This window comes from Streptomyces sp. S.PNR 29, from assembly GCF_030386795.1.
In the GTDB taxonomy this organism is placed as follows: Bacteria; Actinomycetota; Actinomycetes; order Streptomycetales; family Streptomycetaceae; genus Streptomyces.
The window spans coordinates 133,296-160,196 of record NZ_JANUQM010000020.1; the positions used below are offsets into that span (position 1 = coordinate 133,296).

Here is a 26,901-nt window from a genome sequence, read left to right on the forward strand (position 1 = left end):
GACTTGACCAGTTCCCTTTGCTTGTCCTTTACCATAGGGGCGGGTGATGACACCCGTACCGATACGCCGAACCGCGAAGGAGCCGGACTCCCGCAAATGGGTGAGCCTCCCAGTACCAGCCGCGCCACACCCCGCCCGCAGCCCCCGCTGCCCGAGCACGAGGGAGCGGGGGTGGCGCGGTGACCGAGGTCCTGCTGCTTCTGCTGGCCCTCCTCCTCACACTGGCCTGTGCCCTGTTCGTGGCCGCCGAGTTCGCGCTGACCACCGTCGAGCGCGGCGACCTGGAGAGGGCAGCCCAGGCGGGCGAGCGCGGCGCCGAGGGCGCGCTGAAGGCCGTACGCTGTCTGACCTTCCAGCTGTCCGGCGCCCAGCTCGGCATCACGGTGACCTCCCTGCTGATCGGCATGCTCGCCGAGCCGTCCCTCGCGGCGCTGCTGCGTGGTCCGCTGCAGGCCGCCGGCCTGGGCGGTGCCGCCTCTTCGGCGGCCACCGTGCTGGGCGTGGCCCTGTCCACCGTCGTGCTGATGGTGGTGGGCGAGCTCGTGCCGAAGAACTGGGCGATCTCCCGGCCGCTGGCCGTCGCCAAGGTGGTCGCGGGCCCGCAGCGCGGCTTCACCGCTGCCTTCGGCCCCTTCATCCACCACCTGAACAACACCGCGAACCGGTTCGTGCGCCGCGTCGGCATGGAGCCCGCCGAAGAGCTGGCCTCCGCCCGCACCGCCGAGGAACTGGTCGCGCTGGCACGGCACTCGGCCGCCGAGGGCGCCCTGGAGGCCGACTCCGCCGAGCTGTTCGTCCGCACGCTGCACCTGAGCGAGCTGACGGCCGAGAACGTGATGACCCCGCGGGTCGACGTGAAGGCACTCGAAGCGCGCGCGACCGCCGCGGACGCCGCGAACCTCACCCATGCCACCGGCCTGTCCCGCTTCCCCGTCTACCGGGACAGCCTCGACGAGGTCGTCGGCACCGTCCACATCCGGGACGTCCTCGCCCTGGACCCGGACCGGCGCGCGGTCACGCCGGTCACCGAGCTGGCCACCGCGCCCCTGCTGGTCCCCGACAGCCTCACCGCCGACCGGCTGCTGGAGCGGCTGCGCGCGACGCGCACCATGGCCGTGGTCGTGGACGAGTACGGCGGCACGGCGGGTGTGGCGACGGTGGAGGACATCGTCGAGGAGGTCGTCGGCGAGGTCCGCGACGAGCACGACCCCGTAGAGGCCCCCGACCTGCTCCCCGACCCGAGGTCCGAGGGCGGCCGTGCGGCCTGGGAGGCGGACGGCTCCGTCCGTATCGACCAGCTCGCCGCGATAGGGATGACGCCGCCGGAGGGACCGTACGAGACGGTCGCCGGTCTGGTCGCCACCCGCCTCGCCCGCATCCCCGTCAAGGGGGACGTCGTGGACCTGGACGACGGCTGGAGCCTGGACGTCCTCGCTGTGGAGCACCACCGCGCCGACCGAGTCCTGATCACCGAACCGGCCCGGGTCCAGGTGCCGGCCCAGGCAGGGGAGGAGCCCCGATGACCGTCCTGCAGCTCACCATCGGTGCCCTGACCCTGCTGACCAACGCCTTCTTCGTGGGCGGCGAGTTCGCCCTGATCTCCGTACGGCGCAGTCAGATCGAACCGCGGGCCGAGGCCGGCGACAAGCGGGCCCGGATGACCCTGTGGGGCCTGGAGCACCTCTCCGCGCTGATGGCCACCGCCCAACTCGGCATCACCGTCTCCTCGCTGGTGCTGGGCGCGGTCGCCGAACCCGCCATCGCGCACCTGCTGGAGCCCGCCTTCGAGGCCGTCCACCTGCCGCACGGCCTGGTGCACCCGGCCGCCTTCGTCATCGCGCTCACCCTGGCGACGTATCTGCACATGCTGGTCGGCGAGATGGTCCCGAAGAACATCGCGCTGGCCGCACCGGTCCCCACCGCGTTGCTGCTCGGCCCGCCCCTGGTGGCCCTCACCCGGACGCTCCGGCCGGTGATCTTCGGCATCAACGCCTTCGCCAACGTCCTGCTGAAGGCGCTGCGCGTCGAACCGAAGGACGAGGTCGAGTCGGTCTTCACCGACGATCAGCTGGCCCGCATGGTCGTCGACTCCAGCGAGGCGGGCCTGCTCTCGCCCGCCGACGGCGAGCGGCTGCGCGACGCCCTGGAGCTGGGCACCCGCCCGGTCGGCGAGATCCTCGTGCCCACGCAGCAGATGCGCACCGTCGGACACACCGTCACCCCGGCCGAACTGGAACGGGTCGCCGCCGAGGCGGGCTACTCCCGGTTCCCCGTCACCGGCGCGGGCGGCGCCCTGCTGGGCTATCTGCACATCAAGGACACCCTGGGCGTCACCGACCGGAACCAGCCGTTCCCCCGCAGCGCCCTGCACCGGGTGACCCGCGTCCGCATCGACACCCCGCTGGACGACACCCTCACGGCCCTGCGCGCCGACGGCAGCCACCTGGCCGCCGTGACCGGGGCGACGGGCGCCGTCCTGGGCTTCGTGACGATGGAGGACGTCCTGTCCGAGCTGGTCGGCCGGGCACCGGCCGCCACCTGACCGCCGGGCCGCTTCGCGCGCGCCCCCGCGCGAAGCGGCCCGGTCCGGCTGGTCGTTCCCGGCGCGGATGGCGACCACCGCACCGGGGGCGCGCTCGCCCCGGCCTCGCGGCGGCCCGGTGACGCCGTCCGCAGGCCGTCAGGCTGCCGGCGCCGTGCGCGCCGGTTACTCGGCGGCCGGTGGGAGGGCGCCCCGAGAACGACCGTCAGCGACGGCCGGGTTCGGCCGTGTGCGGCCTGAAGGCCCAGTCCATCCCCGGCTCCATGACGCAACGGAAGACCCGCCGGACCGGCGGGGTGCACAGCGCGGTGACGAGCGCCGCCGCGACGAGCGTGACCGTGATCTCGCCGAGCGGCTGATGGATCCAGACCGGGTCGTACCAGCCCCAGAACTTGGCGCCCTGGGCGAAGAAGCCGTGCAGCAGGTAGCCGTACAGCGTGCCCGCGCCCAGCGCGGTGAACCACGTCCGGCGCCGCGGTACCAGGGCGAGGAAGCAGGTGACCAGGACCATCGAGCAGCCGAAGGTGGCCAGCGTCATCAGCGGCCCGTACCAGGCGGGCGCGGCGAGTTCCGTGGCGCTGTCGTGGTGGTAGAACCAGGCGTACGACATCCGTGGCACCGCCCAGTACGCCATGGCCAGCGCGCAGACGAACACCGGCACGGCCAGCATGCGCACCTCGCGGCGGCGCACCAGCCGCAGGTGCTCCGGCTTCAGGCACAGGCCCACCACGAAGTACGGCAGGAACTGCAAGGTGCGCTGGAGGTCGAGGTCCTCGCCGATGGACGGCGAGAGGGTGGCCAGCATCGCCACGGCGAGCGCCAGCGGCAACGGCCAACGCACGTGACGCCAGAGGGGTGTGGTCAGCCGCCAGATGAACAGCGCCGCGAGGAACCAGGTCAGGTACAGGGGGTCCAGGAGGCTGATCGCGCGGTCCGGGGCGCTGTCGGTCCACCGGGTGTACAGGGTGTACGCCGTCTCGAAGACGACGTACGGGACGACGACACCGGTGACCAGGCGTTTGACGCGAGCGGGGCTCGGGTCGAAATTACGGGAGAAGTACCCGGCGATGACGATGAACGCCGGCATGTGCAGGGCGTAGACCAGCATGTAGAGCGCGGTCGTCGTGCGGTCGCCGGAGCGCAGCGGCTCCCAGGCGTGTCCCACCGCCACCAGCACGATCGCCAGGTACTTGGCGTTGTCGAAGAAGGCGTCGCGGTGCTTCGCCGGCCGGGACGCGGCCGAGGCCGCGGACGCCGGCCGGGGTGCCGCCCCGCCGTCGACGGCGGCCGCCCTCGCGGTGAGTACCGTCCCCTCGTCGTCGTGTGCGGTGTGGGTCGTGTCCGTCACCCTGCCCCCTCCACACCTCGTGGGAAACGGGCACGGGCGCATACGCCTCTTGCGGGAGTGACAGCCGGGATGTGGAGGGAGGACATCCCGGCCGCCTCACCACTTCTCGGCGATCTAAACCTCTCCGGCTCGCCCGATGTCCGCGAAGGCGCCGTCGGCGGAGAAGGCCAGCCGGGCGAAGCGTTCGCCGATGCGGCGATGGGTGGCGGCGTCGGGGTGGAGCTGGTCGGGGAGCGGCAGTTCGGCGAAGTCGGCCTCGCCGTAGAGATCGAGGCCGTCGAGGTAGTGCAGGTGGGGGTCGTCTTCCGCCCGCTGACGCACGATGCGGGACAGCTCGTCCCGGATGACGGTGAGGGTCAGTTTCCCCGCGGCGCGCTCGGCGGGGTCGCCGGTGGCCCGGAACCGCAGCTTTCCTTCACTGAGCGCGCTGAAGTCGAACGCCCCGGGGCCGGGGGTGTCCTCGTGGATGGGGCAGTAGAGGGGGGAGACGACCAGCAGGGGTGCGGTGGGGTGGCCTTCGCGGATGGTGTCGAGGAAGCCATGGACGGCGGGACCGAAGGCGCGCAGTCGCATCAGGTCGGCGTTGACCAGATTGATGCCCAGCTTGACGCTGATCAGGTCGGCGGGGGTGTCGCGCAGGGTACGGGCGGTGAACGGGTCCAGCAGGGCGCTGCCGGCCAGGCCGAGGTTGATCAGTTCCACGCCGCCGAGCGAGGCGGCGAGCGCGGGCCAGGTGGTGGTGGGGCTGGCCGCGTCGGATCCGTGGCTGATCGAGCTGCCGTGGTGCAGCCACACCCTGCGGCCCGGGTCCGGCGCCGGCTCGACCGGGGCGTCGGTGCGCAGGGCGATCAGTTCGGTGATCTCGTTGTGCGGCAGCCAGATCTCGATGTCCTTGACGCCCTCGGGCAGATCGGCGAAGCGGACGGTGCCGGGCGGGCCGGGCCGGTGCTCGGCGGAGCCGGTGGTCATGTCGATGGCCACGGTGTTGCCGCCCGTCGCGCTCGCCCGGCCGGTCAGGCGGCCGTCGACGAGCAGGTCGTACACGCCGTCCGGACGGGGCGGCGCGCCCACGTAGAGCCGCTTGGTGGGCAGCGTGTCCAGCTCGACGGTGGTGGCCCGGCTGCGGAAGGCGAGCCGTACGCCGGAGGGTTGGGCCTCCGCCATGGCCAGCTGGCCGTCGGCGCACTGGGCGCGGGCCCAGCCGGGCAGCCGGTGCGGCAGCAGGCCGTGCTCGGTGCGCTCCACGTCGAGGGCGCCGCGCAGGAGGTCGGCGGTGACGGGCGTGGTGATCCAGTCGTGCTTGGGGTGCATGGCCTCAACCTGTTGATCAAGTGGCTTCGTCGAATCCCGAACCGGATCAATATAGGGACGCGTGTCCAGGGCGACACAAACAGGACTGCACAAAGTCCGACGAGGTGATTGCTTCGTTTGTGTTCGGGTCCTAGGGTGACGCTGTCTCAGACGCCCCCGTGTCACCCCCAGTTGTGATCTGACCCATCATCAACTTCCGTCCGAGGAAGGCACGGTCATGCCGCACCCGCACGAGCTCAACGCCGATCACCCGTCCCGCCCCCGGCAACTGCTCAGCCGACGCCGTCTCCTGGAGTCAGGGGCCGCCGTCCTCGGCGCCCTCGCCCTGTCCGCGTCGCCCACCGCGGCGCACGCGGCCGGCCGGCGCACCGCGGCGGACGGCTCCCCGGAGTGGAACGACTTCGGCGTCTTCCGCATCGGCACCGAGCCGGCGCACACCACCCTCATGCCGTACGCGGACGTCAGAGGCGCCCTGGCCGCCGACCGCAGCCGCTCGCCGTACCGGATGAGCCTCGACGGCAAGTGGCGCTTCGCCTACGCCGACCGCCCCGACGAGCGGAACGCCGACTTCTACCGCACCGACGTCGACGACAGCGCCTGGGACACCATCCCGGTCCCCTCCTGCTGGCAGCTGCACGGCTACGACTTCCCGATCTACGTCAACATCACCTACCCGTGGTGGGGCCCCAACGGCCTCGGCGAGGAGGCGCAGCCGCCGGCCGCCCCGACCCGCTACAACCCCGTGGGCCAGTACCGGCGCACCTTCACGGTCCCCCGCGACTGGGCGGGACGGCGGACGTTCCTGCACTTCGAGGGCGTCAAGTCCGCGCACTACGTGTGGATCAACGGCGAGCTGGTGGGCTACAGCGAGGACTCCTACACGCCCGCCGAGTACGACATCACCGAGCATCTGAAGCCCGGCACCAACCAGATCGCCGTCGAGGTCTACCGCTACTCCGACGGCGACTGGCTGGAGGACCAGGACATGATCCGGCTGAGCGGCATCTTCCGCTCGGTCTACCTGTACTCCACCCCGGCCGTGCACCTGCGCGACTTCAAGCTCGACACCCCGCTCAGCGACGACTACAAGGCGGCCGGGCTGTCAGTGACAGCGAGCGTGCGCGACTACGGCGGCAACGGCGCCGGGAAGTACACGGTCGAGACGCAGTTGTACGACGCGCGCGGGCACGCCGTCTGGTCCCGCCCACTGCAGCGGTCCGCCGAAGTCCCGGCCGGCGAGGAGGTGACCGTCAAGGCCGACAGGGCCGTCCCCGCACCGAAGCTCTGGTCGGCCGAGCACCCGTACCTCTACACCGCCGTACTCCGGCTGCGCGACCCCGCGGGCAAGGTGATCGAGACCCTCTCGCACCGGGTCGGCATCCGCGAGTTCGCGCTCAAGGACGGGCTGATGCGCATCAACGGCAAGCCCGTCTCCTTCCGCGGCACCAACCGGCACGAGATGCACCCCGTACGCGGCTCGGCGCTCACCCGTGCGGAGCTGGTCGAGGACATCGAGATCATCAAGCGGCTGAACATCAACAGCGTCCGCACCTCGCACTACCCCAACAACCCGCTGTGGCTGGAACTCGCCGACGAGTACGGCCTGTACCTCGTGGACGAGACCAACCTGGAGACCCACGGCATCCGGGGCGAGTACCCGGGCAACCATCCCGAGTGGACCAAGGCGTGCGTGGCCCGCGCCCAGAACATGGTCCACCGCGACAAGAACCACGCCTCGGTGGTCATCTGGTCACTCGGCAACGAGGCGGGCGGCGGCAGCACCTTCAACGCCATGCACGACTGGATCCGTTCCTACGACCCCACCCGCGTCATCCAGTACGAGGGCGACGACCGCCCGGGGATCAGTGACATCCGCTCGGAGATGTACGACTCCCCCCAGCGTGTCGAGCAGCGGGCGAAGGACACCGGCGACACCCGGCCGTACGTGATGATCGAGTACTCCCACGCCATGGGTAACTCCAACGGCAACTTCAAGAAGTACTGGGACATCGTCCGCCGCTACGACGTGCTCCAGGGCGGCTGGATCTGGGACTTCGTCGACCAGGCCCTGAGCTGGCCCACCCCGTCGCGCAAGCTGCTCACCGAAACCGGACCGGCCGGGCTCGCCGGTGAGATCATCGCGCCCAGCGGCACCTTCGACCGCGCCAAGGGCGTGTCCGGCGGCACCCTCTTCGCCCGCGACCCGCGCCTGGACCTCACCGGCTCCCTCACCCTGGAGGCCTGGGTCACCCCGCATGTGACCGGCTACCACCAGCCGATCCTCGCCAAGGGCGACACCCAGTACGCCCTGAAGCAGACCGACAGGAACCTGGAGTTCTTCATCCACGGCGGCGGCCAGTGGATCACGGCGAGCTGGGCGCTGCCCGACGGCTGGACCGGCACCGAGCACCACATCGCGGGCGTCTTCGACGCGGACGCGGGCACCCTGACCCTCCATGTCGACGGAGAGGTGAAGGCCACCCGGACCACCACCCGGCGGCCCGGCAACAACACCGCGTGCCTCGCGCTCGCCACCGACGTCGACAACCCGACCCGGGAGTTCAGCGGCACCATCCGGCGGGCCCGGGTGTACGCCCGTGCCCTGAGCGCCGCCGAACTGGCCTCCGACAGCCGTGGTCCCGGCGACGACGGCGTGCGGTTCTGGTTCGATGCCGCCACCGTCGAGCTCGACGAGAAGCGGCCCCGCGACAGGACGTTCTACTCCTACGGCGGCGACTGGGGCGACAACCCGAACGACGGTGCCTTCGCCGGGGACGGCATCGTCACCGCCGACCGCGGCCACACCGGCAAGGCCGTCGAGATCAAGCAGATCTACCAGGCGATCAACGTCACCCGGGCCTCGGGCGGCCCCGGTGCGGTCACCCTCACCAACGAGTACCTGTTCACCAACCTCCGTGAGTTCGACGGCCGTTGGGAGCTCGCCGCCGACGGCAAGGTCGTCCAGCGCGGCAGGCTGACCCGCGACCAGCTGGACGTCGCACCGCTGACCAGCAAGGACATCACGGTGCCGGTGCGGCTTCCGGCACACCCGAAGCCGGGCACGGAGTACTTCCTGAACCTCTCCTTCACCACCAAGGAGCCCACGAAGTGGGCGAGGGCCGGCTTCGAGGTCGCCAAGCAGCAACTCCCCGTGGACGCGGACAGCCCCACCGTGCCCCTGGTACCGCTGGAGAGCGTCCCCGCCCTGCGGCACGACGACGGCGCGACCGCCGTCAAGGTGAAGGGCAGGGGCTTCTCGGTCACCGTGGACAAGAACAGCGGCACCATCACGTCCTACGAGGCCGGAGGCGTCCGCCTGATCACCTCCGGCCCGGTGCCGAACTTCTGGCGGGCGCCGACCGACAACGACCGGGGCAACGGCCAGCACACCCGCAACCAGACCTGGCGCGACGCCGGGGCCGCCCGCAAGGTGACGGACGTCAGCGTGCGCGCGGTGCGCGACCGGGCCGTCGAGATCAGGGTCAGCGGCACACTGCCCACCACGACCGAGTCGACGTACACCACCACGTACACCGTCTTCGGCAACGGTGAGATCAAGGTCGACAACACCCTGCACCCGGGCGCGTCGAACCTGCCCTACATCCCGGAGGTCGGCAACCTGCTGTTCCTGCCGCACCACCTGGACCGCCTGCACTACTACGGGCGCGGCCCCGAGGAGAACCACTGGGACCGCAACAACGGCACCGATGTGGGCCTGTACTCGGGCACCGTCTCCGGACAGTGGACCTCCTACCTGCGCCCGCAGGAGAACGGGAACAAGACCGACGTCCGCTGGATCGCCCTGACCGGCCGGGACGGTGCCGGCCTGCTGGTCTCCGGCGAACCGCTGCTGGAGGTCAACGCCTCGCACTTCACGCCCGAGGACCTGTCGGTCGGAGCACGGCACGACTACCAGCTCACCCCGCGCAAGCAGGTCGTCCTGCGCGTGAACCACCGGCAGATGGGCGTCGGCGGCGACAACAGCTGGGGAGCCCACACCCACGACGAGTACAAGCTCTTCGCCGACCGCGACTACGCGTACACCTACCGGCTGCGTCCGCTGACGGACGTGAGCAAGGCGATGACCGCCTCGCGGCGGCCGACGGCGACGGACTTCGGCGGGTAGCGCGGTCCGAGCGCATCCGCGCCGGTGTCCGGGCCCGGACACCCGTGGCGTCGGTCCACCCTCCGCTACCGGCAGGGGAGGGGGGCCGGTGCCCGGGTGTCACACCCCGTCCCGGACGGCGTCGAGAGGTCGTCGGCCTCCCGCATCGCCCCCGCCGGCAGCCCGCCCTGGTCGCGCAGCCGACGGCACACGTCCGCCAGGACCGTGACGCCGGAGTTCTCCCGGGCCGACTCGGGCCATGCCACCGCGAAGGTGCACGGTGCCAGATCGGCCACCGCCCGGTAGTGGATGTCCGGCCGGGGGAAGAGCTCTGCCGCCACGGCGGGCAGGAAAGCAATGGCCTCGTCGAACGACACGGCTGACAACAGTGACTCCACCCGGGTCACACGGTGATCGGTGTAGCGGACCGCGGTCCCGTCGGGACGGGGATCCGCGGCCCAGTAACGCCGTTCGACGGAGGAGACCTCCGGAGCCAGACCCACCATGGGCCGGTCGGCGAGGTCCGCCAGCCGCAGCGTCGGCCGCCGGGCGAGGGGGTCGCGGGACGACAGGCACACCACCCGCGGCTCGGTGGTCAGCGGCTCGGCGTGGAAGCCGGCGGGCGCCGGCAGATAGACGAAGGCCGCGTCGATCCTCCCGGCCGCCAGCGCCGACGGTTGCTCGGCAAGGTCCAGCACCCGGAAGTCCACCTCCAGACAGGGGTGCAGGGTGGTGAGCGCGGCGATCACACGGCGCGTGGCGGCCAGCGAGGCCGCACAGTCCGTGAGTCCCAGCCGCAAGACCAGCCCGTCATCGCCGGCCGTGGAGCGCCGCACGGCATCGCCCAGTTCGTCCGCCGCCTCCACCACGTTCCGCACGAGCGGAAGCAATGCCCGGCCCAGCGCGGTCAGCTCCACCTTCCGGCTGGTGCGGCTGAAAAGCCGTACGCCCAGGCGGCGTTCCAGGGAGCGGATCTGTGTGCTGAGGGCGGGCTGGGTGAGAAAGAGCCGTGCGGCGGCACGGCCGAAATGCAGCTCCTCGGCCAGGACAAGCAGCGAGCGCAGTTGGTGAACGGCCGGGTCGTTCGCACCAGGCACTGTCCGCGCCTCCCCTCGCTCCACCGCCAACTCCCCTGTCCATCAAGCATGTTAATCGATCGATGATTGCGCCGATCCGCGCGTCGGAGAGAAGCTTGCATCGCTTTCCGGAAAGCGTCTTCGAAAAGCCCACCAGAGAAAGCATGCCGTTGAAGCTCTTTTCCCTCATGCTCTGCGTATTCGGCATCACGACCGGTGAGTTCGTCATCGCCGGCATCCTGCCGGACGTCGCCGACGACCTCACCGTGTCGGTCCCGACAGCCGGGCTCCTGGTCACCGCGTACGCCATCGGCATGATCATCGGTGGTCCGGTACTGACCGCGCTCACCGCGCGCAGCGCACGTAAACCGCTCGTCCTGGGCCTGCTGGTGATCGTGGTCGCCGGAAATCTCGCCTCCGCACTGGCTCCCGCCTATTCCGTGCTGTTCGTGGCGCGTGTGGTGACCGCGCTGGTGACCGCCACGTTCTTCGCCAACGCGATCGTGATCGCCGCCTCCACCGCCCCGCCGGGAAAGCAGGCCTCGACCGTCTCCCGGCTGGTCTTCGGAATGAACCTGTCCATGATGCTGGGCGCGCCCCTCGGCACCCTCGTCGGAGACCGCTTCGGATGGCGGGCGACCTTCGGGGTCATCGCGGTCGTCTGCCTGCTGGGCCTGCTGATGGTGGTGTTCTTCGTCCCGGACGTGGGCCGTGCGACGCCCGCGAGTTCCGCGGTGGCGGAGCTGAGGGTGTTCCGCGACCGAGGCGTGCAGCTCGCGATCGTCATCACCGCCGTCACCAACATGGGCCTGCTGATGGTGTTCACCTTCTTCGCGCCACTCCTCACCACGGTCACCGGGTTCGCCGACGGCGCGATCGCGGTACTGCTGCTGCTGTACGGCGTCGGCGCGGCGGTCGGCAACCTCGTCGGCGGCCGGCTGTCCGACCGGGCCCTGATGCCGTCGCAGATCGGCCTGCTGGGGCTGCTCACCGCGGGGCTGCTGCTCACCTGGGCGGTCAGCGGCAGCCCGGTCGCCACGACCGTCATGGTGTTCCTGATCGGCGCGCTGGGCTTCTCGGTCATTCCGGGCATGCAGACCCGGGTCCTCGACTCCGCCGGTTCGGCGCCGACCCTTGCCGTCGCGGTGAACGCCTCCGCCTACCAGCTCGCCGCCGCGCTGGCGGGGTGGCTGGGCGGCCGGGTGGTGGACGGCCCGGGTCTGCGATCCGTGTACGTCGCCGCCGCCGCGATGACCGCTCTCGGCATCCTGCTGAGCTGGTACGCCTGGCACCGGGACCGCGTCATGTCCGCTTCCCGGCGGGAGGAGGAGGCGCGGACCGCGGCGGCCTGACCTCGTGCCCGGCCGACCGGGCACGCTCATCCGGCGTCGGCCGCGCCTTGCCGTGTGCCCGCTGCGGCGGCGATTACCGGCCTCACTGCCAGTGCCCTGTACTCCGGTTGGCCGGCATGATCACTTGGCGCCGAGCCGGTCATCCGGCGTCGTCCATGTCCCGCCGGGTGCCCGTCAGGACGGCGACCGCGGCCCCGCCGCCGGCGCCTCGTACTCCGGTCGACCGGGTACGGTCGCTCGTGGCCGAGCCGGCCGCCCGGCGTCGGTCGCGTCCTGTCGCCCGGTGTCGGTCGCGTCCCGTCGCGACGGCGGTCGGCGGGCTCCACTGTCGGCGTCTCGTGTTCCGGTTGACCGGGTACGGTCGCTCGTGGCCGAGCCGGTCATCCCGCGTCGGCCGCGCCCCGCCGGGTGCCCGTCAGGACGGCGATCGCCGGCCCCACTGCCAGCAGCACCGCCAGTGCCCCGTACCCGTAGGTCAGCGTCGCCGCCGCGGCCACCCCGGCCACCAGCAAGGGGCCGCCCGCGTCGCCCAGTTCGCGGCCCAGCTCGGCCGCGCCCATGGTCTGTCCCAGCCGTTCCTGAGGAGTGGCCGAGGCGAGGGCGGCGAAACCGAGCGGGGTGATCAGGCCGGTGCCGGTGCCGATCAGGGCGGCGGCGAGCAGGACGCCGGTCAAACCGGGCAGCGTCGCGCAGGCGAGGCCCGCGGCCGTGAGCAGCAGCCCGGTGGTGAGGCCGGCGCGCGCCGTGATCCGGCCCGCGTCCAACGCCCGCCCGGCGCGCGGCTGGACGACAGCCGCACAGGCGGCCAGCACCGACACCGCGGCGCCCGTCGCCACCGTGCCCAGCCCCGCGGCCGCGCCCGACACCGGCAGGAAACCGACGCCGACCGACAGCGCGGCGGTCGCCCCCGCGAGCGCGGCCGTCGGGACGAGGAACGCCGGGTCGGCGAGGCGGCGCGCCAGATCCAGCACCGTCTGCCGGGCGCGGGGGAGCGGCGGCACATGCGGTACCGCGAGCAGCGCCCACAGCGCCACCCCCGCGCCGAGCAGCGCCAGAACGGCGAACAGCAGCCGCAGCCCGCCCGCCCACGCCAGCAGGCCGCCGAGCAGCGGGCCCAGCGTGTAGCCGACCGACTTGTAAAAGCCGTAACTCCCGAACGCCCGGCCGTGTTTCGCCGCCGGGTTGAGCCGGGCCACCAGCGCCGAGGCCGCGGGGGAGAACGCCGAGGCCGCCGCGCCCTGCCCGAGCCGGGCGGCCCACAGCCAGCCGGGGCTGCCCGCCAGGGCGTACAGCGCGGACGCGGCCGCGAAGGCCACCAGCCCGCCGAGCAGCACCGGGCGCGCCCCGATCCGGTCGGCCAGCGTGCCGAAGACCGGCTTCAGCAGCACCTCCGCGCCGTCGTAGAGCGCGAGCAGCCCGCCGAGGACGAGCAGCGAGGTGACCGCGTCCTCGCCGGAGCCGCCGAGGTTCGCGGCGATGCCGTGCGCCCCGAACGCGGTGGTGAATCCGGCCGCGTACAGCGGCCACATCCGGCGCGCCGACACGGCCGGCGGCGCCTCACTCGGCGGTGTCACTGATCCCCAGGCGCAGATGCTCCACGTGGTACACGGCCTGGTCGAGCAGTTCGGCGACATGGTGGTCGTGCAGCGCGTACACCACCGACCGGCCGCGCCGCTCACCCACCACGAGCCCGAGGTTGCGCAGCAGCCTCAGCTGGTGGGAGCACGCCGACTGCTCCATCCCCACCTCGGCGGCCAACTCCGTGGCCGGCAGCGGCCCTTCGCGCAGCCGCGCGAGGATCAGCAGGCGTGAGGGGGTGGACAGGGCCTGGAGCGTGGTGGCGACCTTCGCGACGTTGTCCGCGTCCAGGCGTACCCGCTCGGCGTCCTGCGCGGGAATGACGGCTCCATGACCCATGGCCACATCTTACCCATCACGCATGAACGAATGAATGAGTCTTCATGTGTTCCTGTATGGTGGCCGGGTGTCTGCCACTCTCACCCCCACAGCCACGCCGTCACCCGTCCACCCGGCGCCCCGCCGCCGCACCCGCGTCCTCGCCCTGCCCGAGGCCCGCTGGGCGCTCGCCTCGCTGCTGGCGTTCCTGCTGGGCCTCGCCCTGGACCTCGGCGGCGCCCCCGCCTGGGCTCACGGAGTCCTGTACGCCGTCGCCTACGTCACCGGCGGCTGGGAACCGGCCCTCGAAGGCCTCAGGGCGCTGCGCGAGAAGACCCTGGACGTCGACCTGCTGATGATCGTCGCGGCGCTCGGCGCGGCCGCGATCGGGCAGGTCCTGGACGGCGCGCTGCTGATCGTCATCTTCGCCACCTCCGGCGCCCTGGAGGCCCTGGCCACCGCCCGCACCGCCGACTCCGTGCGCGGCCTGCTCGACCTCGCGCCCACCACCGCGACCCGGCTCACCGACGACGGCGAGGAGACGGTCCCGACGGCCGCCCTCGCCGTCGGCGACGTGCTGCTGGTCCGGCCGGGGGAGCGGATCGGCGCCGACGGCACGGTCGTCGAGGGCACCAGTGAGGCCGACCAGGCGACCATCACCGGCGAGTCCCTGCCGGTCGTGAAGAGCCCGGGCGACGAGGTCTTCGCGGGCACCCTCAACGGCACCGGCGCCCTGCGCGTCCGCGTCGACCGCGACCCGGCCGACTCGGTGATCGCCCGGATCGTGACCCTGGTCGAGGAGGCGTCCCGCACCAAGGCGCCGACGCAGCTGTTCATCGAGAAGATCGAACAGCGGTACGCGGTGGGCGTCGTGGCCGCCACGCTCGCGGTCTTCGGCGTGCCGCTCGCCTTCGGCGCCGACCTCACGGACGCGCTGCTGCGGGCGATGACCTTCATGATCGTCGCCTCCCCGTGCGCGGTCGTCCTCGCCACCATGCCGCCCCTGCTGTCCGCCATCGCCAACGCCGGCCGCCACGGTGTCCTGGTCAAGTCGGCCGTCGCGATGGAACGCCTCGGCGAGATCGACACCGCCGCCCTCGACAAGACCGGCACCCTCACCGAAGGCGCCCCCGAGGTGACGTCCGTACGGCCGCTGCCGGACTCCGGCCTGGACGAGGACGCCCTGCTCGCGCTGGCCGCCGCGGCCGAGCACCCCAGCGAGCATCCGCTGGCCCGCGCGATCGTGGCCGCGGCACGGGCCCGCGGTCTGCGGATCGCGCCCGCCGAGGACTTCACGGCCGCGCCGGGCCGTGGGGTGACGGCCACCGTCGAGGGCCGCGTGGTGGGCGTCGGCCGAGCGGACGACGCCGACAGCGACGCGACCGTCGTCCAGGTCACCCGCGACGGCACCCCCGCCGGGACCCTCGTCCTCACCGACCGCCTCCGCCCCGGCGCCGCCGCGGCCACCGCCGCGCTCACCGCCCTGGGCGGCACCGCTCCCGTTCTCCTCACCGGCGACAACGCCCGGGCCGCCGCCCGCGTCGCCGAGGCCACCGGCCTCACCGACGTCCGCGCGGACCTGCTCCCCGAGGACAAGGTGAACGCCGTCCGCGACCTCCAGCACGGCGGCCGCAAGGTCCTCTTCGTCGGCGACGGCGTCAACGACGCCCCCGCCCTCGCCGCCGCGCACGCCGGTGTCGCCATGGGCCGCGCGGGCTCCGACCTGGCGCTGGAGACGGCGGACGCCGTGGTGGTGCGCGACGAGCTGGCGGCCGTACCAGCGGTCGTACGGCTGTCCCGGACCGCCCGCCGCCTGGTGCTCCAGAACCTGGTGATCGCGGGCACGGCCATCACCGGCCTCGTCCTGTGGGACCTGCTCGGACATCTGCCGCTGCCGCTCGGCGTCGCGGGCCACGAGGGCTCCACCGTGCTGGTCGGCCTCAACGGACTGCGGCTGCTGCGGGAGTCCGCCTGGCGATCCGGGACGGTCCAGGACAGCTGAGGTCGATGTCGGATTCTCGCCAGCCCCGGCGCGGTCCGTAGTCGATGCTGGACGCATGCAGAAGGGGATGCACACCGACACCGAGCGCTGCGTGCGCGCCGTCCAGTCCAAGGACGCGCGGTTCGACGGATGGTTCTTCACGGCCGTCCTGACGACCCGCATCTACTGCCGTCCCAGTTGCCCGGTGGTGCCGCCGAAGCCGGAGAACATGGTGTTCCACCCGAGCGCGGCAGCCTGCCAGCAGGCCGGGTTCCGGGCCTGCAAGCGCTGCCGCCCGGACACCAGCCCCGGCTCCCCGGAGTGGAACCAGCGCGCCGACCTGGTGGCCCGCGCCATGCGGCTGATCTCCGACGGCGTCGTGGACCGCGAGGGCGTGCCCGGCCTCGCCGCCCGGCTCGGCTACAGCACCCGGCAGATCGAACGCCAGCTGCTCGCCGAGCTGGGCGCGGGCCCCCTCGCCCTCGCCCGCGCCCAACGCGCCCAGGCGGCCCGGCTGCTCATCGAGACGACGGAGCTGCCGATGGCGCAGATCGCCTTCGCCGCCGGTTTCTCCTCCATCCGCACCTTCAACGACACCGTGCGCGAGGTCTTCGCCCTCTCGCCGAGCGACCTGCGCGCCCGGGCACCGAAGAGGACCGCCTCAGGCACCCCGGGCGCGCTGACCCTCCGCCTCCCCTTCCGCGCCCCCCTCAACCCCGACAACCTCTTCGGCCACCTCGCCGCCACCGCCGTACCCGGTGTGGAGGAGTGGCTCCCCCACTGCCTCAACGGCGTGGGCGGTACCCCCATCGGCGCCTACCGGCGCACGCTCCGGCTGCCGTACGGACACGGCATCGTGGCGCTCACCCCGAACCCCGACCACATCTCCTGCCGCCTCACCCTCAGCGACCTGCGCGACCTGACCGTCGCCATCAGCCGCTGCCGCCGCCTGCTCGACCTGGACGCCGACCCGGTCGCGGTCGACGACCAGCTGCGCACGGACCCGGTCCTCGCGCCCCTGGTCGACAAGGCACCGGGCCGCCGGGTGCCGCGTACGGTCGACGAGGCCGAGTTCGCCGTACGGGCCGTACTCGGCCAGCAGGTCTCCACCGCCGCCGCCCGCACCCACGCGGCCCGCCTGGTCACCGCACACGGCGAACCGGTCGACGACCCCGAGGGCGGTCTGACCCACCTCTTCCCGTCGGCCGAGGCGCTGGCGTCGGTGGACCCGGAGACGCTGGCGATGCCCCGCACCCGCCGGACCACCCTCACCACCCTCGTCGGTCAACTCGCCGACGGCTCCCTTCACCTGGGCGTCGAGAGCGACTGGCCCGAGGCCCGCGCCCGCCTGCTCGCCCTCCCCGGCTTCGGCCCCTGGACGGCCGACGTCATCGCCATGCGCGCCCTCGGCGACCCCGACGCCTTCCTCCCCACCGACCTCGGCATCCGCCGCGCCGCCCGAGAACTGGGCCTGCCGTCGACCCCGGCGGCGCTCACCGCACGCGCGGCGGCCTGGCGGCCCTGGCGAGCGTACGCGGTGCAGTATCTGTGGGCGACCGACAGCCACCCGATCAACTTCCTTCCGGTCTAAGGGAACCCCGTGAAACAACACACCGTGATCGACAGCCCGTACGGCCCCCTCACTCTCGTCGCCGACGACGGCGTCCTGTGCGGCCTCTACATGACCGGCCAACGCCACCGCCCCCCGGAGGAGACCTTCGGGGCACGCGACGACACGCTCTTCGGGGAGGCCGAGGAACAGCTGGAGGCCTACTTCGCGGGCGAGTTGAAGGAGTTCACACTCCCACTGCGGCTGTCCGGGACCCCGTTCCAGCGCAGCGTCTGGGACCAGCTGTGCCGGATCCCCTACGGCGAGACCCGCACCTACGGCGACCTGGCCGCCGCCCTCGGCAACCCCACCGCCTCCCGCGCCGTCGGCCTCGCCAACGGCAGGAACCCCATCGGCATCATCGTCCCCTGCCACCGGGTCATCGGCGCGGGCGGCAGCCTGACCGGGTACGGCGGCGGCCTGGACCGCAAGAAGCGCCTGCTGGACTTCGAGAGCGGAACGGCGCTGTTCTAGGACCTGTCGTCTCCCAGGGCCTGTGGTGAGCGTGGCCCCTGCCGCGCGACGTCCGGCACGCCACAGGCCCTGGAGAAGAGGCCGGGACCCCACAGCGCGGCCGTCGCGTCGGCACCCCCTCCGACCTGGCTCACGCCGTGCGGACCGGCTGTCCGGCGACGAGCGGGTGGTCGCGCTCGACCGGGCCGAGGTTGCCGGCGCCGCCGGGCGAGCCGAGGTCGTCGAAGAACTCGACGTTCGCCTTGTGGTAGTCCGCCCACTCCCCGGGCACGTCGTCCTCGTAGAAGATCGCCTCGACGGGGCAGACCGGTTCGCAGGCGCCGCAGTCGACGCATTCGTCCGGGTGGATGTACAGGGACCGCCGGCCCTCATAGATGCAGTCGACGGGGCATTCCTCGATGCAGGCCTTGTCCTTGACGTCCACACAGGGCTGGGCGATGACGTAGGTCACGGATGCTTCCTTTTGTTCGGGTGGTGGTCGGTGTGCGGTTCCGTGGTGGGCGGGGTCATAGGAGATGTGCCCCGTGCCGCCCTGTTTCGTCGGCGGCGTCCTCTTCGTCCTGCCGCATCAGCTCGGCGAGCTTGAACGCCTCCTCGATGAGTGTCTCGACGATCTTCGACTCGGGTACGGTCCTGACGACCTCGCCCTTGACGAAGATCTGCCCCTTGCCGTTGCCGGAGGCGACGCCGAGGTCCGCTTCCCTGGCCTCCCCGGGGCCGTTCACCACGCACCCCATGACGGCCACGCGCAGCGGGATGTCCATGCCCGCGAGGCCGGCCGTGACCTCGTCGGCCAGCCTGTAGACATCGACCTGGGCGCGTCCGCAGGACGGGCAGGAGACGATCTCCAGTCCGCGCGGCCTGAGGTTCAGGGACTCCAGGATCTGGATGCCGACCTTGACCTCCTCGGCGGGCGGCGCGCTCAAGGAGACGCGGATGGTGTCGCCGATGCCCTGGGACAGCAACGCGCCGAACGCGACAGCCGACTTGACGGTGCCCTGGAAGGCGGGGCCCGCCTCCGTCACACCGAGGTGCAGCGGATAGTCGCACTGCGCCGCGAGCTGCTGGTACGCCTCGACCATGATGACGGGGTCGTTGTGCTTGACGGAGATCTTGATGTCCCGGAAGCCGTGCTCCTCGAACAGCGACGCCTCCCAGAGCGCGCTCTCGACCAGCGCCTCCGGGGTGGCCCTGCCGTACTTCTTCAGCAGACGGCGGTCGAGCGAGCCCGCGTTGACCCCGATACGGACCGGAGTGCCGTGATCCTGGGCGGCCCGCGCGATCTCGCGGACCTTGTCGTCGAACTGCTTGATGTTGCCCGGGTTGACGCGCACGGCCGCGCAGCCGGCCTCGATGGCGGCGAACACGTACTTGGGCTGGAAGTGGATGTCCGCGATCACCGGGATCTGCGACTTGCGCGCGATCGTCGACAGCGCGTCGGCGTCGTCCTGCGTGGGGCAGGCGACGCGGACGATCTGGCAGCCGGACGCGGTGAGTTCGGCGATCTGCTGGAGGGTCGCGCCGATGTCGGACGTGCGGGTCGTGGTCATGGACTGGACCGAGACCGGGGCGTCCCCGCCCACCGGTACGGTCCCCACGTGGATCTGACGGCTGGTACGCCGTCGGGCCGGCCTCGGCGGCACCGTCGGCACTCCGAGAGCGACAGGCATGGCAGTTCCCCAAGATGGTCGGCCGGTCCGGGCGGACCGGGTCATGGCTGATGACTGTGTGCCGTTGCGGGCCGTGGAGGTGCCGGCAGCCGGCCCCTCGGGCGGTCGGCGGGGTCGTCACCGTGCGGGTGGGCGCCGACCGCCCGTCGGGGTGCCCGGCTGTCAGCCGACGGCGAGGGAGGCGGTGGCTCCCTGCCGGGCCTGCCGTTTGGAGGGCAGGGCCTCCAGCAGCGCGTGGGTGAGATGGCGGGGGGTGAGGCCGCCGGCCTCCAGGACGTCGGCCCGTGAGCCGTGGTCGAGGAAGCGCTGCGGGATACCGAAGATGTGCACCGGCAGGCCCGACTTGGCGTCGCTCAGCGCCTGGGCGACGCGCGCCCCGACGCCGCCGACCCGGCCGCTGTCCTCGACCGTGGCGACCAGCAGGTGATCCAGGGCCAGCCCGGTCAGCTCGGGCGGCACCGGTTTGATCCAGCGGGGGTCCACGACGGTGACCCCGACGCCGTGCCCGGCCAGCCGTTCGGCGACGTCGAGGCAGGTGGCGGCCATGGCGCCGACGGAGACCAGGAGAATGTCCGGACGCTCGCCGCGGTGCAGGACGTCCAGATCGGCGTAGACGTCCACGGCCGGGATGTCCGTTCCGCTGGAGCCCTTGGGGAAGCGCAGGGCGGTGGGGCCGTCGTCGCAGGCCACGGCCTCCCGCAGGGCGCGGCGCAGGGTGGCGGCGTCGCGGGGGGCGGCCAGCCGCAGGCCGGGCACCAGGTTCAGCAGCGACAGATCCCACATGCCGTTGTGCGAGGGGCCGTCGTCGCCGGTCACGCCGGCCCGGTCCAGGACGAAGGTGACCGGGGCGCGGTGCAGGGCCACATCCATCAGGAGCTGGTCGAAGGCCCGGTTGAGGAAGGTGGAGTACAGCGCGACGACCGGGTGCACCCCGCCGAGGGCCAGCCCCGCGGCGGTGGTCACGGCGTGCTGTTCGGCGATGCCGACGTCGATGACGCGCTCGGGGTGGCGGCGGGCGAACTCGCTGAGCCCGGTCGGGTCGAGCATGGCCGCGGTGATGACCACCAGGTCCGGCCGGTCGGCGGCGAGGTCGGCCAGCTCGCTGCCGAACACGGACGTCCAGCTGGGTGCGCCCCCCGCCTTCCGGGCGGAGGCGGCGCGCACGGCGTGGAAGCGGTCCGTGTCGTCCTGCTCGGCGGGGAGGTGGCCGCGGCCCTTCTCGGTGACGCAGTGCACCACCACGGGCCTGCGCAGGGCGACGGCCTCGCGCAGCGCCGTCTCCACGGCCTCGATGTCATGGCCGTCCACCGGGCCGACGTAGGCGAGCCCCAGGTTCTCGAACAGCGCCCCCGGGGCCTCGCCCGCGCGCAGGTCGGCGAGGTGTCCGGCGATGGCGCCGGCGGTGGGGGCGTAGGAGCGGCCGTTGTCGTTGAGGACCACGACGACGGGGCGTTCGGGGGCCGCGCCGATGTTGTTGAGGGCTTCCCAGGCCATGCCCCCGGTGAGCGCGCCGTCGCCGAGCACGGCGACCACGGCGCGGTCGCTCCGCCCGAGCAGGGCGTTGGCGCGGGCGAGGCCGTCCGCCCAGGACAGGGCGGTCGAGGCGTGCGAGTTCTCGATGACGTCGTGCTCGGACTCGGCGCGGCACGGGTAGCCGGACATGCCGCCGGTGCGGCGGAGCGTGGCGAGGGCCTCGGCGCGGCCGGTGAGGATCTTGTGGACGTAGGCCTGGTGGCCGGTGTCCCACAGGATCTTGTCGCGCGGGGAGTCGAAGACGCGGTGCAGGGCGATGGACAGTTCGACGACGCCGAGGTTGGGGCCGAGGTGGCCGCCGTTGGCGGTGCAGGTGTCCACCAGCAGCCGCCGGATCTGCGGCGCCAGTTCACGGGCCGCCTGCGGGGACAGGGCGCGCAGGTCCTCCGGCCCCCGGATCTCCTCCAGGCGTGGCATGGCGCGACCCTCTCTCTCCAGTGGTGGATTCATCGCACCCCACCGGGTGCGGACGAGACCTCGCCGGCCAGCGGTGTCCGCGGGACGCGGCCTGTGACCGGGTCGGCCAGCCGGCCGGGCATGGAGAACACGACGTCCTCGGCGATGCCCCGCTGGAGCTCGACCTGGTCGAAGCCGAGTTCGGCGAGCCGGGCGAGGAGCCCGTCGACGAGGATCTCCGGGGCACTGGCCCCGGCGCTGATGCCGATCGACGACACGTCCTTCAGCCAGGCCGCTTCGAGGTGCTGTACGTCGGGCACCAGATGGGCGGCGGCGCCGTGGTCGCGGGCCACCTCCACCATGCGCAGCGAGTTGCTGGAGTTGCGCGAGCCGACGATCAGGACCAGGTCGTTGTCGCGTGCGAGGTCCTTGACGGCGTTCTGCCGGTTCTGGCTGGCGTAGCAGATGTCGTCGCCGGGGGTGATCAGGTCGGTGAAGCGGGCGCGCAGGGCCTCGACGACGCGCTCGGTCTCGTCGAACGAGAGGGTGGTCTGGGTGAGGACGGCGACCGGGGTGTCGTCGGGCAGGCCGAGGCGCCGTACGTCGTCCTCGGTCCCGATGACGACGATCCGGTCGGGGGCCTCGCCGAGGACGCCCTCGACCTCCTCGTGGCCCTCGTGCCCGACGAGGAGGACGGTGCGGCCGTCGCGGGCGAAGCGCACCGCTTCCTGGTGAACCTTGGAGACCAGCGGGCAGGTGGCGTCGATGACGTCGAGCTGCCGGCCGGCGGCGGCGGAGCGCACCGAGGGGGAGACGCCGTGCGCGGAGAAGACACAGACCGCGCCCTGCGGAACCTCCTCCTCGCTGTCGACGAAGACCGCGCCGCGTTTTTGCAGCTCCGAGACGATGTAGTGGTTGTGCACGATCTCCTTGCGGACGTACACCGGCGCCCCGTGCAGGTCCAGCGCCCGCTCGACGATGCCGATGGCGCGCCGTACGCCCGCGCAGAAGCCGCGCGGCTGGGCCAGGACGACGTTCCCTTCGCTCACGGCGCGTCACCCCCGGCCGGTGCGGGGACGGCGGAGGCCGTCCGGCGCGGGGTGCGTGCGTCCAGCCGCAGGCGCAGCCGGCGCGGGTGGTAGACGGTGGCCAGCGGGACCGGGCGGATGTCCATGCCGGGCTCGCAGGTGACCCGCCAGCGGCCGAGGATGGTGGCGAGCCCCAGGGTGGCCTCGGTGCGTGCGTAGAGGTCGCCGATGCACTTGCGGGCGCCGGTGCCGAACGGCACGTAGGCGTGGCGGGAGGCCGGCGCGATACGGTCCGGGAGCCAGCGGTCGGGGTCGAACTTCCCGGGGTTGTCGAAGGCGTCCTCGTACTGGGCGACCGCGGCGGGGCTGAAGACGACGGTGGAGCCGGTGGGCAGCCGACGGCCCGCGAGTTCGGTCGGGGCGGCGGTGAGGCGGGTGAACAGCCAGGCCGGCGGGTGCAGTCGCAGCGTCTCGGAGATGATCCGGTCGGTCAGGGAGAGGTTCGGCAGGTCGTCCCACTGCGGGGCGCGGCCGTCGAGGACGGTGTCGATCTCGTCGTAGAGCGCGGCCTCGATCTGCGGGTGCTGGGAGAGAAGGTAGAAGACCCAGGTGAGGGTGCCGGCGACGGTCTCGGTGCCGGCCGCCATGACGGTGATGACCTGGTCGTGTATCTCCTTGTCGCCGAGCCGGCCGCCGTCGTCGTCGCGGGAGGCGATCAGGGCGGCGAGCAGGTCGTCGCGCTCGGTGCCGGAGCTGCGGTAGTCGTCGATGAGCCGCTGGGTGGTCTCGTGCAGGAAGTTCAGATTGCTCCGGTAGCGGCGCTGGGACGGCAGGGGCAGCCGGCGGATCGAGGCCGGCAGGAACATCTGCCGGAACAGGCCGTTGAGCACCACGTCGAAGGAACGCTCCACCTTCGCCGCCAGCTCGGGGCTGACGGGTGTGGAGTACAGGGTGCGGCCGACCGTGCGCAGGGCCATGCCGTACATCTCCTGGAAGGCGTCGACGACCATGCCGTCGTGCCAGCGCGACGCCGTGGCCTCGATCTCGGCGTGCATGGCCTCGGCGTAGCGTTTGAGCTGGGAGCGGGTGAACGCCGACTGCATCAGCCGGCGCTGGCGGCGGTGGTCGGCGAACGGGCAGGTGACCAGGCCGTTGCCGGCGATGTCGCGGGCGCGGTCGTAGAACACGCCGCCCTTGTCGAAGACGCGGTCGTTGGTCAGGACGTGCCGCAGCAGTTCGGGGTGGGTCGGGACGTAGGCCGTCGTGGGTCCGATCTTGATCTCGACCAGGTCGCCGTGGGCCGACAGCGAGGTCATGAAGTTCACCGGGTGACGCATCATCTGGAGGGCGTGTCCCACGATGGGGAGCGCCCCGGGCGCCGCTCCCGCCGAGAAGGTGGTCTGCTCGGTCATTCGATTCTCAACTTCCCGTCTCTACTGATCTGTTGACGGCTGTTCCGGTCTGTTGACAGCTGTGCCGCCGCGACGGCCGGGCGCGGGTGCGTGGTGCTGGTGTGCGGTACTGCTAGCGGGCGGTGCTGCCGAGCTCCTCCAGGTAGCCCTGGGCACCGGCGGCGAGCGCGAACTCGGCGTCGTAGCGGCCCGAGGAGCGGTGCCAGTCGTAGGAACCCCTGATCACGGTGCGCACGGCGTCGTTGCGGTACCGCTCCAGGGCCTCGCGCTCGGCCTCGTCGAGCCGGTAGATGTCGCCGACCTGCGGCAGGCAGGACTCCAGCAGGAGGTACTGCTCCAGGCGGGCGCGCACCTCGTTCTGGATGTGGGAGATGCTGCGGGCCTTGGACCAGCCGTGCTCCCGGCGCAGGATCATGACCATGTTGTTCTGCTCGCCGCGGGCCTCCTCCTTCTCCAGCGAGGCGATGTCGTTGAGCAGCAGATTGACGTCGACGGCGATCTGGAGCATCGCGGAGAGCACGGCACTGTCGAAGACCCGGTGCGGCACCTCGAAGCGGCCCGCGCGCTCGGCGAGGTCGACCGTCGGCTGCACCCCGATGGTCTGCCGGCGCACGGCCAGGTACTGGGCCGCGGAGTTGTACGGAGTGTCCCAGAAGCGGCTCTCCGCCTCGTCGACGTAGCCGTCGAAGTAACTGCGCCAGTGCCGGGCGCTGCGCGCGCACCAGGCGGGCGTCATGCCCTCGCAGGTGCGCCGCCAGATGTCGGCGAAGCCGTGGGCGATGGGCGGCGCGGTGTCGGGGAGGGGGCCGTCCAGCGCCGCGGCGACCGCGTCCGTGAGCTGTTTGGCCTCCTCCGGGTTCTCGCCGCGCGGCCCGTCGAAGAGGTCGTCGAAGAGGAAGAACCACGACATCAGGTCGACGCCCAGGTCCAGGTCGGCGCCGGTGGCGTGCGGGTAGAAACGGGAGGCCAGGTCGGCGTAGCCACCGCGCAGATGACGCGTCGCCGCCGCCTCGGACTTGATCAGCCCGAGCGACCGCGGCCAGGCGAGCTGCTCGGCGTCGGCCCGCGCATGGTCCGGGCTCTGGCGGCCCGGCAGGGGTATGTAGAAGTCGACGTCCTGGGGCATGAGGGAATCCTTGGGAGTGGGTTGCGGAGGGACAGCGGGCATGGCGGTGCCCTGGCGGGGGCGCTGCGCTGATCGCAGCCTCAGAAGTCGGAAAGGGGCATACGGGTACGGGGGCGAACCCGGTCTCAGACCTCCCGGTCGACGACGAACCGCCCGAGCGCGAGGAGTTCGTCCCGCGCACCGGCGTCCAGCTCGACACCGCGCAGCGCGTCCTCGGCCAGTGCCAACCGCCGGGCGGCCTCGGCCAGCGCCCAGTCCCGGCCGCCGGCGCCCTCGATCAGGCCGGCCACGCGCCGCAGTTCCTCCTCGTCGGGTTCGCCGGGGGCGATGAGCCAGGCGGCCAGCTCGGCGCTGAGCGGACCGTCCTGGTTCAGCGCGTGGCTCACCGGCAGGGACTTCTTGCGGGAGCGCAGATCGGAATGGACCGGCTTGCCGGTGACGGCCGGGTCGCCCCAGATGCCGAGAACGTCGTCGACGAGCTGGAAGGCGATACCGACCTGGTCGCCGTAGAGCGCCAGCGCGTCCACCGTCGCCTCCGGTGCCCCGGCGAGGACGGCGCCGATCGCGGCGCTCGCCGACAGCAGCGCGCCGGTCTTGCCGGCGGCCATGTCGACGCACTCCTCGACCGTGACGTGCGAGCGCTGTTCGAAGGACAGGTCCTGGACCTGGCCGCGGATCAGATGCCGAGTCGTGCGTGCCAGCAGCCGGGCGGCGGGCGCCGCCGTCGGCAGCCCGGTGTCCAGCAGCACCTCCTGGGCGAGCGCCAGCATCGCGTCACCGGTCAGGATGGCGCTGGAGGGACCCCACAGCTTCCACACCGTGCGCCGGTGGCGGCGCTCCTCGTCGCCGTCCATCAGATCGTCGTGCACCAGGGAGAAGTTGTGCACGAGCTCCACGGCGACGGCCCCGGGCAGGGCGACCTCCGGCGGTGCGCCGACCGCCTCGGCCGACAGCAGCGCGAGCGCCGGCCGTACGGCCTTGCCCGCGTCGGCTCTGGTGGGCGCGCCGCCGGCGGTGATCCAGCCGAAGTGGTAGGCCGCCTGGTGACGTGAGCGGTGGTCGAGCCGGTCGACGGCGGCGCGCAGCGCCGGGGTGATCGTGTCCCGGCTGTGGCTGAGGCAGGCGGGAGCGGTGCTCATGCGGCGACCTCCGCACGCCAGGGGGCGGTCGGGTCGTCGAAGATGCTGACGACCTGGCGCATGATGCGCCGTTCGGCCGGGTTGAACGCCTGCTTGGCGTGGACGGTGCCGAGCTGGTCCCACATGACGATGTCCCCGGGCTGCCAGGTGTGGACGTAGGTGTACTGGGGCTTGCCCGCGTGCGACAGCAGTTCGTCGAGCAGCTTGCGGCTGTCGTCGGGGGACAGGTCCACGATCCGCTTGGTGTTCAGGGTGCTGATGTAGACCGACTGGCGGCCGGTGCGCGGATTGCGGGCGATCAGCGGGTGGATGGTGGAGGTGCCGTCCTCGGGCTGGATGTGTTCGGTGCTCTCGCCGAGGGACACCTCGCCCTGGAGCTCCTCTTCGATGGTCTCCTCGTACCCGGTGCGCAGGGCGTGGCGCACCCGGTAGGAGTGCAGGCGCCGGCGCTCTTCGGGCGACAGCGACTCGTACAGGGCGTACATGTCGGTGAAGAGGGTCTCCCCGCCGCCGGAGGACGGAACTTCCACGGCCTCCAGGAAGCCGACCTGGGAGACGCGGGGGCGGAAGGAGTAGTCGGTGTGCCAGCCCATCCACTCGGCGTCGCCGACGCCGATCTTGCGGCCGTCCTCCACCAGGTTGGAGACGATCAGGATCTCGTTGTGGTCGGGGTGGGCGCCGCTGGTCAGACCGGTCTTCGGGATGTACCCGAAGCGCCGGCCGAAGGCCAGGAACTCCTCGTAGGAAGGGGTTTTGTGGCCGCGGAAGACGAGTACGAGATGTGCGTCGAGCGCCGCCCAGATCTCCTCCAACTGGGCCTGGTCCATGTCACCGGTGACCGGGGCTCCGTGCACGACGGCGCCGAGAGCGGCGCCGGGTATCGGCGTTACGTCCATGGGCGTT

The 26,901-nt window shown here is 72.1% G+C and carries 20 protein-coding genes; 7 read left to right on the top strand and 13 right to left on the bottom strand.

All coding sequences use genetic code 11. The features are described 5' to 3' along the window. Positions 1 to 179 precede the first annotated feature (179 nt). Together NW895_RS38430 and NW895_RS38435 are read left to right on the top strand one after the other, a co-directional pair. Complete coding sequence (locus NW895_RS38430) at positions 180 to 1,523, top strand: hemolysin family protein (RefSeq protein WP_289941667.1); 1,344 nt, start codon at positions 180 to 182, stop codon at positions 1,521 to 1,523. Further along, the gene (locus NW895_RS38435) at positions 1,520 to 2,542 is read left to right on the top strand and encodes a hemolysin family protein (protein WP_289941668.1); all 1,023 of its coding nucleotides are present in this window, start codon (positions 1,520 to 1,522) and stop codon (positions 2,540 to 2,542) included. The genes NW895_RS38430 and NW895_RS38435 overlap by 4 nt, the downstream gene beginning before the upstream one ends. A 205-nt stretch (positions 2,543 to 2,747) precedes the next feature. On the opposite strand, the gene NW895_RS38440 is transcribed toward NW895_RS38435, so the two are convergent. Together NW895_RS38440 and NW895_RS38445 are read right to left on the bottom strand one after the other, a co-directional pair. Continuing rightward, positions 2,748 to 3,890 (bottom strand): acyltransferase family protein, encoded by a 1,143-nt coding sequence (locus NW895_RS38440; RefSeq protein ID WP_289941669.1) that lies wholly within the window; start codon positions 3,888 to 3,890, stop codon positions 2,748 to 2,750. 114 nt (positions 3,891 to 4,004) lie between these two features. Continuing rightward, positions 4,005 to 5,201 (bottom strand): GDSL-type esterase/lipase family protein, encoded by a 1,197-nt coding sequence (locus NW895_RS38445; RefSeq protein ID WP_289941670.1) that lies wholly within the window; start codon positions 5,199 to 5,201, stop codon positions 4,005 to 4,007. Positions 5,202 to 5,418: 217 nt separating this feature from the next. Between NW895_RS38445 and NW895_RS38450 the strand changes: the two genes are divergently transcribed. Continuing rightward, on the top strand, positions 5,419 to 9,327 hold the full coding sequence (locus NW895_RS38450) for a glycoside hydrolase family 2 TIM barrel-domain containing protein (protein ID WP_289941671.1): 3,909 nt from the start codon (positions 5,419 to 5,421) through the stop codon (positions 9,325 to 9,327). Positions 9,328 to 9,392: 65 nt separating this feature from the next. Here NW895_RS38450 and NW895_RS38455 read toward each other — a convergent pair whose 3' ends face one another. Beyond that, on the bottom strand, positions 9,393 to 10,403 hold the full coding sequence (locus tag NW895_RS38455) for a LysR family transcriptional regulator (RefSeq protein WP_289941672.1): 1,011 nt from the start codon (positions 10,401 to 10,403) through the stop codon (positions 9,393 to 9,395). A gap of 167 nt (positions 10,404 to 10,570) precedes the next feature. Here NW895_RS38455 and NW895_RS38460 point away from each other — a divergent pair, with 167 nt between their 5' ends. Then, entirely contained in the window at positions 10,571 to 11,734 is a 1,164-nt protein-coding gene (locus NW895_RS38460; RefSeq protein ID WP_289941673.1) for an MFS transporter, read from the top strand. Positions 11,735 to 12,114: 380 nt separating this feature from the next. Here the strand turns inward: NW895_RS38460 and NW895_RS38465 are convergent, their stop codons facing one another. Both NW895_RS38465 and NW895_RS38470 read right to left on the bottom strand, forming a co-directional pair. After that, positions 12,115 to 13,263, bottom strand: coding sequence for an MFS transporter (locus NW895_RS38465; protein ID WP_289941710.1), 1,149 nt, complete (start codon positions 13,261 to 13,263; stop codon positions 12,115 to 12,117). Between the two features lie 28 nt (positions 13,264 to 13,291). After that, positions 13,292 to 13,651, bottom strand: a complete 360-nt coding sequence (locus NW895_RS38470) for a metalloregulator ArsR/SmtB family transcription factor (RefSeq protein WP_289941674.1) — start codon at positions 13,649 to 13,651, stop codon at positions 13,292 to 13,294. 34 nt (positions 13,652 to 13,685) lie between these two features. Here NW895_RS38470 and NW895_RS38475 point away from each other — a divergent pair, with 34 nt between their 5' ends. From NW895_RS38475 to NW895_RS38485, 3 genes are read left to right on the top strand one after another with little or no spacing between them, the layout of a single operon-like run. Next, on the top strand, positions 13,686 to 15,632 hold the full coding sequence (locus tag NW895_RS38475; protein WP_289941676.1) for a heavy metal translocating P-type ATPase: 1,947 nt from the start codon (positions 13,686 to 13,688) through the stop codon (positions 15,630 to 15,632). A gap of 55 nt (positions 15,633 to 15,687) precedes the next feature. After that, entirely contained in the window at positions 15,688 to 17,202 is a 1,515-nt protein-coding gene (locus tag NW895_RS38480; protein ID WP_289941678.1) for an AlkA N-terminal domain-containing protein, read from the top strand. Between the two features lie 9 nt (positions 17,203 to 17,211). Then, the gene (locus NW895_RS38485) at positions 17,212 to 17,694 is read left to right on the top strand and encodes a methylated-DNA--[protein]-cysteine S-methyltransferase (protein ID WP_289941680.1); all 483 of its coding nucleotides are present in this window, start codon (positions 17,212 to 17,214) and stop codon (positions 17,692 to 17,694) included. Between the two features lie 130 nt (positions 17,695 to 17,824). On the opposite strand, the gene fdxA is transcribed toward NW895_RS38485, so the two are convergent. The 8 genes from fdxA to ptlD form a co-directional block, all read right to left on the bottom strand. After that, complete coding sequence (fdxA, locus tag NW895_RS38490) at positions 17,825 to 18,145, bottom strand: ferredoxin (RefSeq protein WP_289941682.1); 321 nt, start codon at positions 18,143 to 18,145, stop codon at positions 17,825 to 17,827. A gap of 55 nt (positions 18,146 to 18,200) precedes the next feature. Further along, complete coding sequence (gene ispG / locus NW895_RS38495) at positions 18,201 to 19,364, bottom strand: flavodoxin-dependent (E)-4-hydroxy-3-methylbut-2-enyl-diphosphate synthase (RefSeq protein WP_289941683.1); 1,164 nt, start codon at positions 19,362 to 19,364, stop codon at positions 18,201 to 18,203. A 162-nt stretch (positions 19,365 to 19,526) separates the two neighbouring features. Next, on the bottom strand, positions 19,527 to 21,314 hold the full coding sequence (locus NW895_RS38500; protein WP_289941684.1) for a 1-deoxy-D-xylulose-5-phosphate synthase: 1,788 nt from the start codon (positions 21,312 to 21,314) through the stop codon (positions 19,527 to 19,529). A 29-nt stretch (positions 21,315 to 21,343) separates the two neighbouring features. Further along, positions 21,344 to 22,342, bottom strand: a complete 999-nt coding sequence (ispH, locus tag NW895_RS38505; protein ID WP_289941686.1) for a 4-hydroxy-3-methylbut-2-enyl diphosphate reductase — start codon at positions 22,340 to 22,342, stop codon at positions 21,344 to 21,346. After that, positions 22,339 to 23,733 carry a pentalenene oxygenase gene (gene ptlI, locus NW895_RS38510; protein ID WP_289941688.1) on the bottom strand — a complete coding sequence of 465 codons (1,395 nt, stop codon included), beginning with the start codon at positions 23,731 to 23,733 and terminating at the stop codon, positions 22,339 to 22,341. Before ptlI ends, ispH begins: the two co-directional genes overlap by 4 nt. Before the next feature lie 112 nt (positions 23,734 to 23,845). After that, positions 23,846 to 24,859 (bottom strand): pentalenene synthase, encoded by a 1,014-nt coding sequence (gene ptlA, locus NW895_RS38515; protein WP_289941690.1) that lies wholly within the window; start codon positions 24,857 to 24,859, stop codon positions 23,846 to 23,848. Positions 24,860 to 24,984: 125 nt separating this feature from the next. Beyond that, a complete protein-coding gene (locus NW895_RS38520; protein ID WP_289941691.1) occupies positions 24,985 to 25,998 on the bottom strand; it encodes a polyprenyl synthetase family protein in 1,014 nt (337 codons plus the stop codon). Then, on the bottom strand, positions 25,995 to 26,894 hold the full coding sequence (gene ptlD / locus NW895_RS38525; RefSeq protein ID WP_289941692.1) for a neopentalenolactone/pentalenolactone F synthase: 900 nt from the start codon (positions 26,892 to 26,894) through the stop codon (positions 25,995 to 25,997). Before ptlD ends, NW895_RS38520 begins: the two co-directional genes overlap by 4 nt. Positions 26,895 to 26,901: the final 7 nt, after the last annotated feature.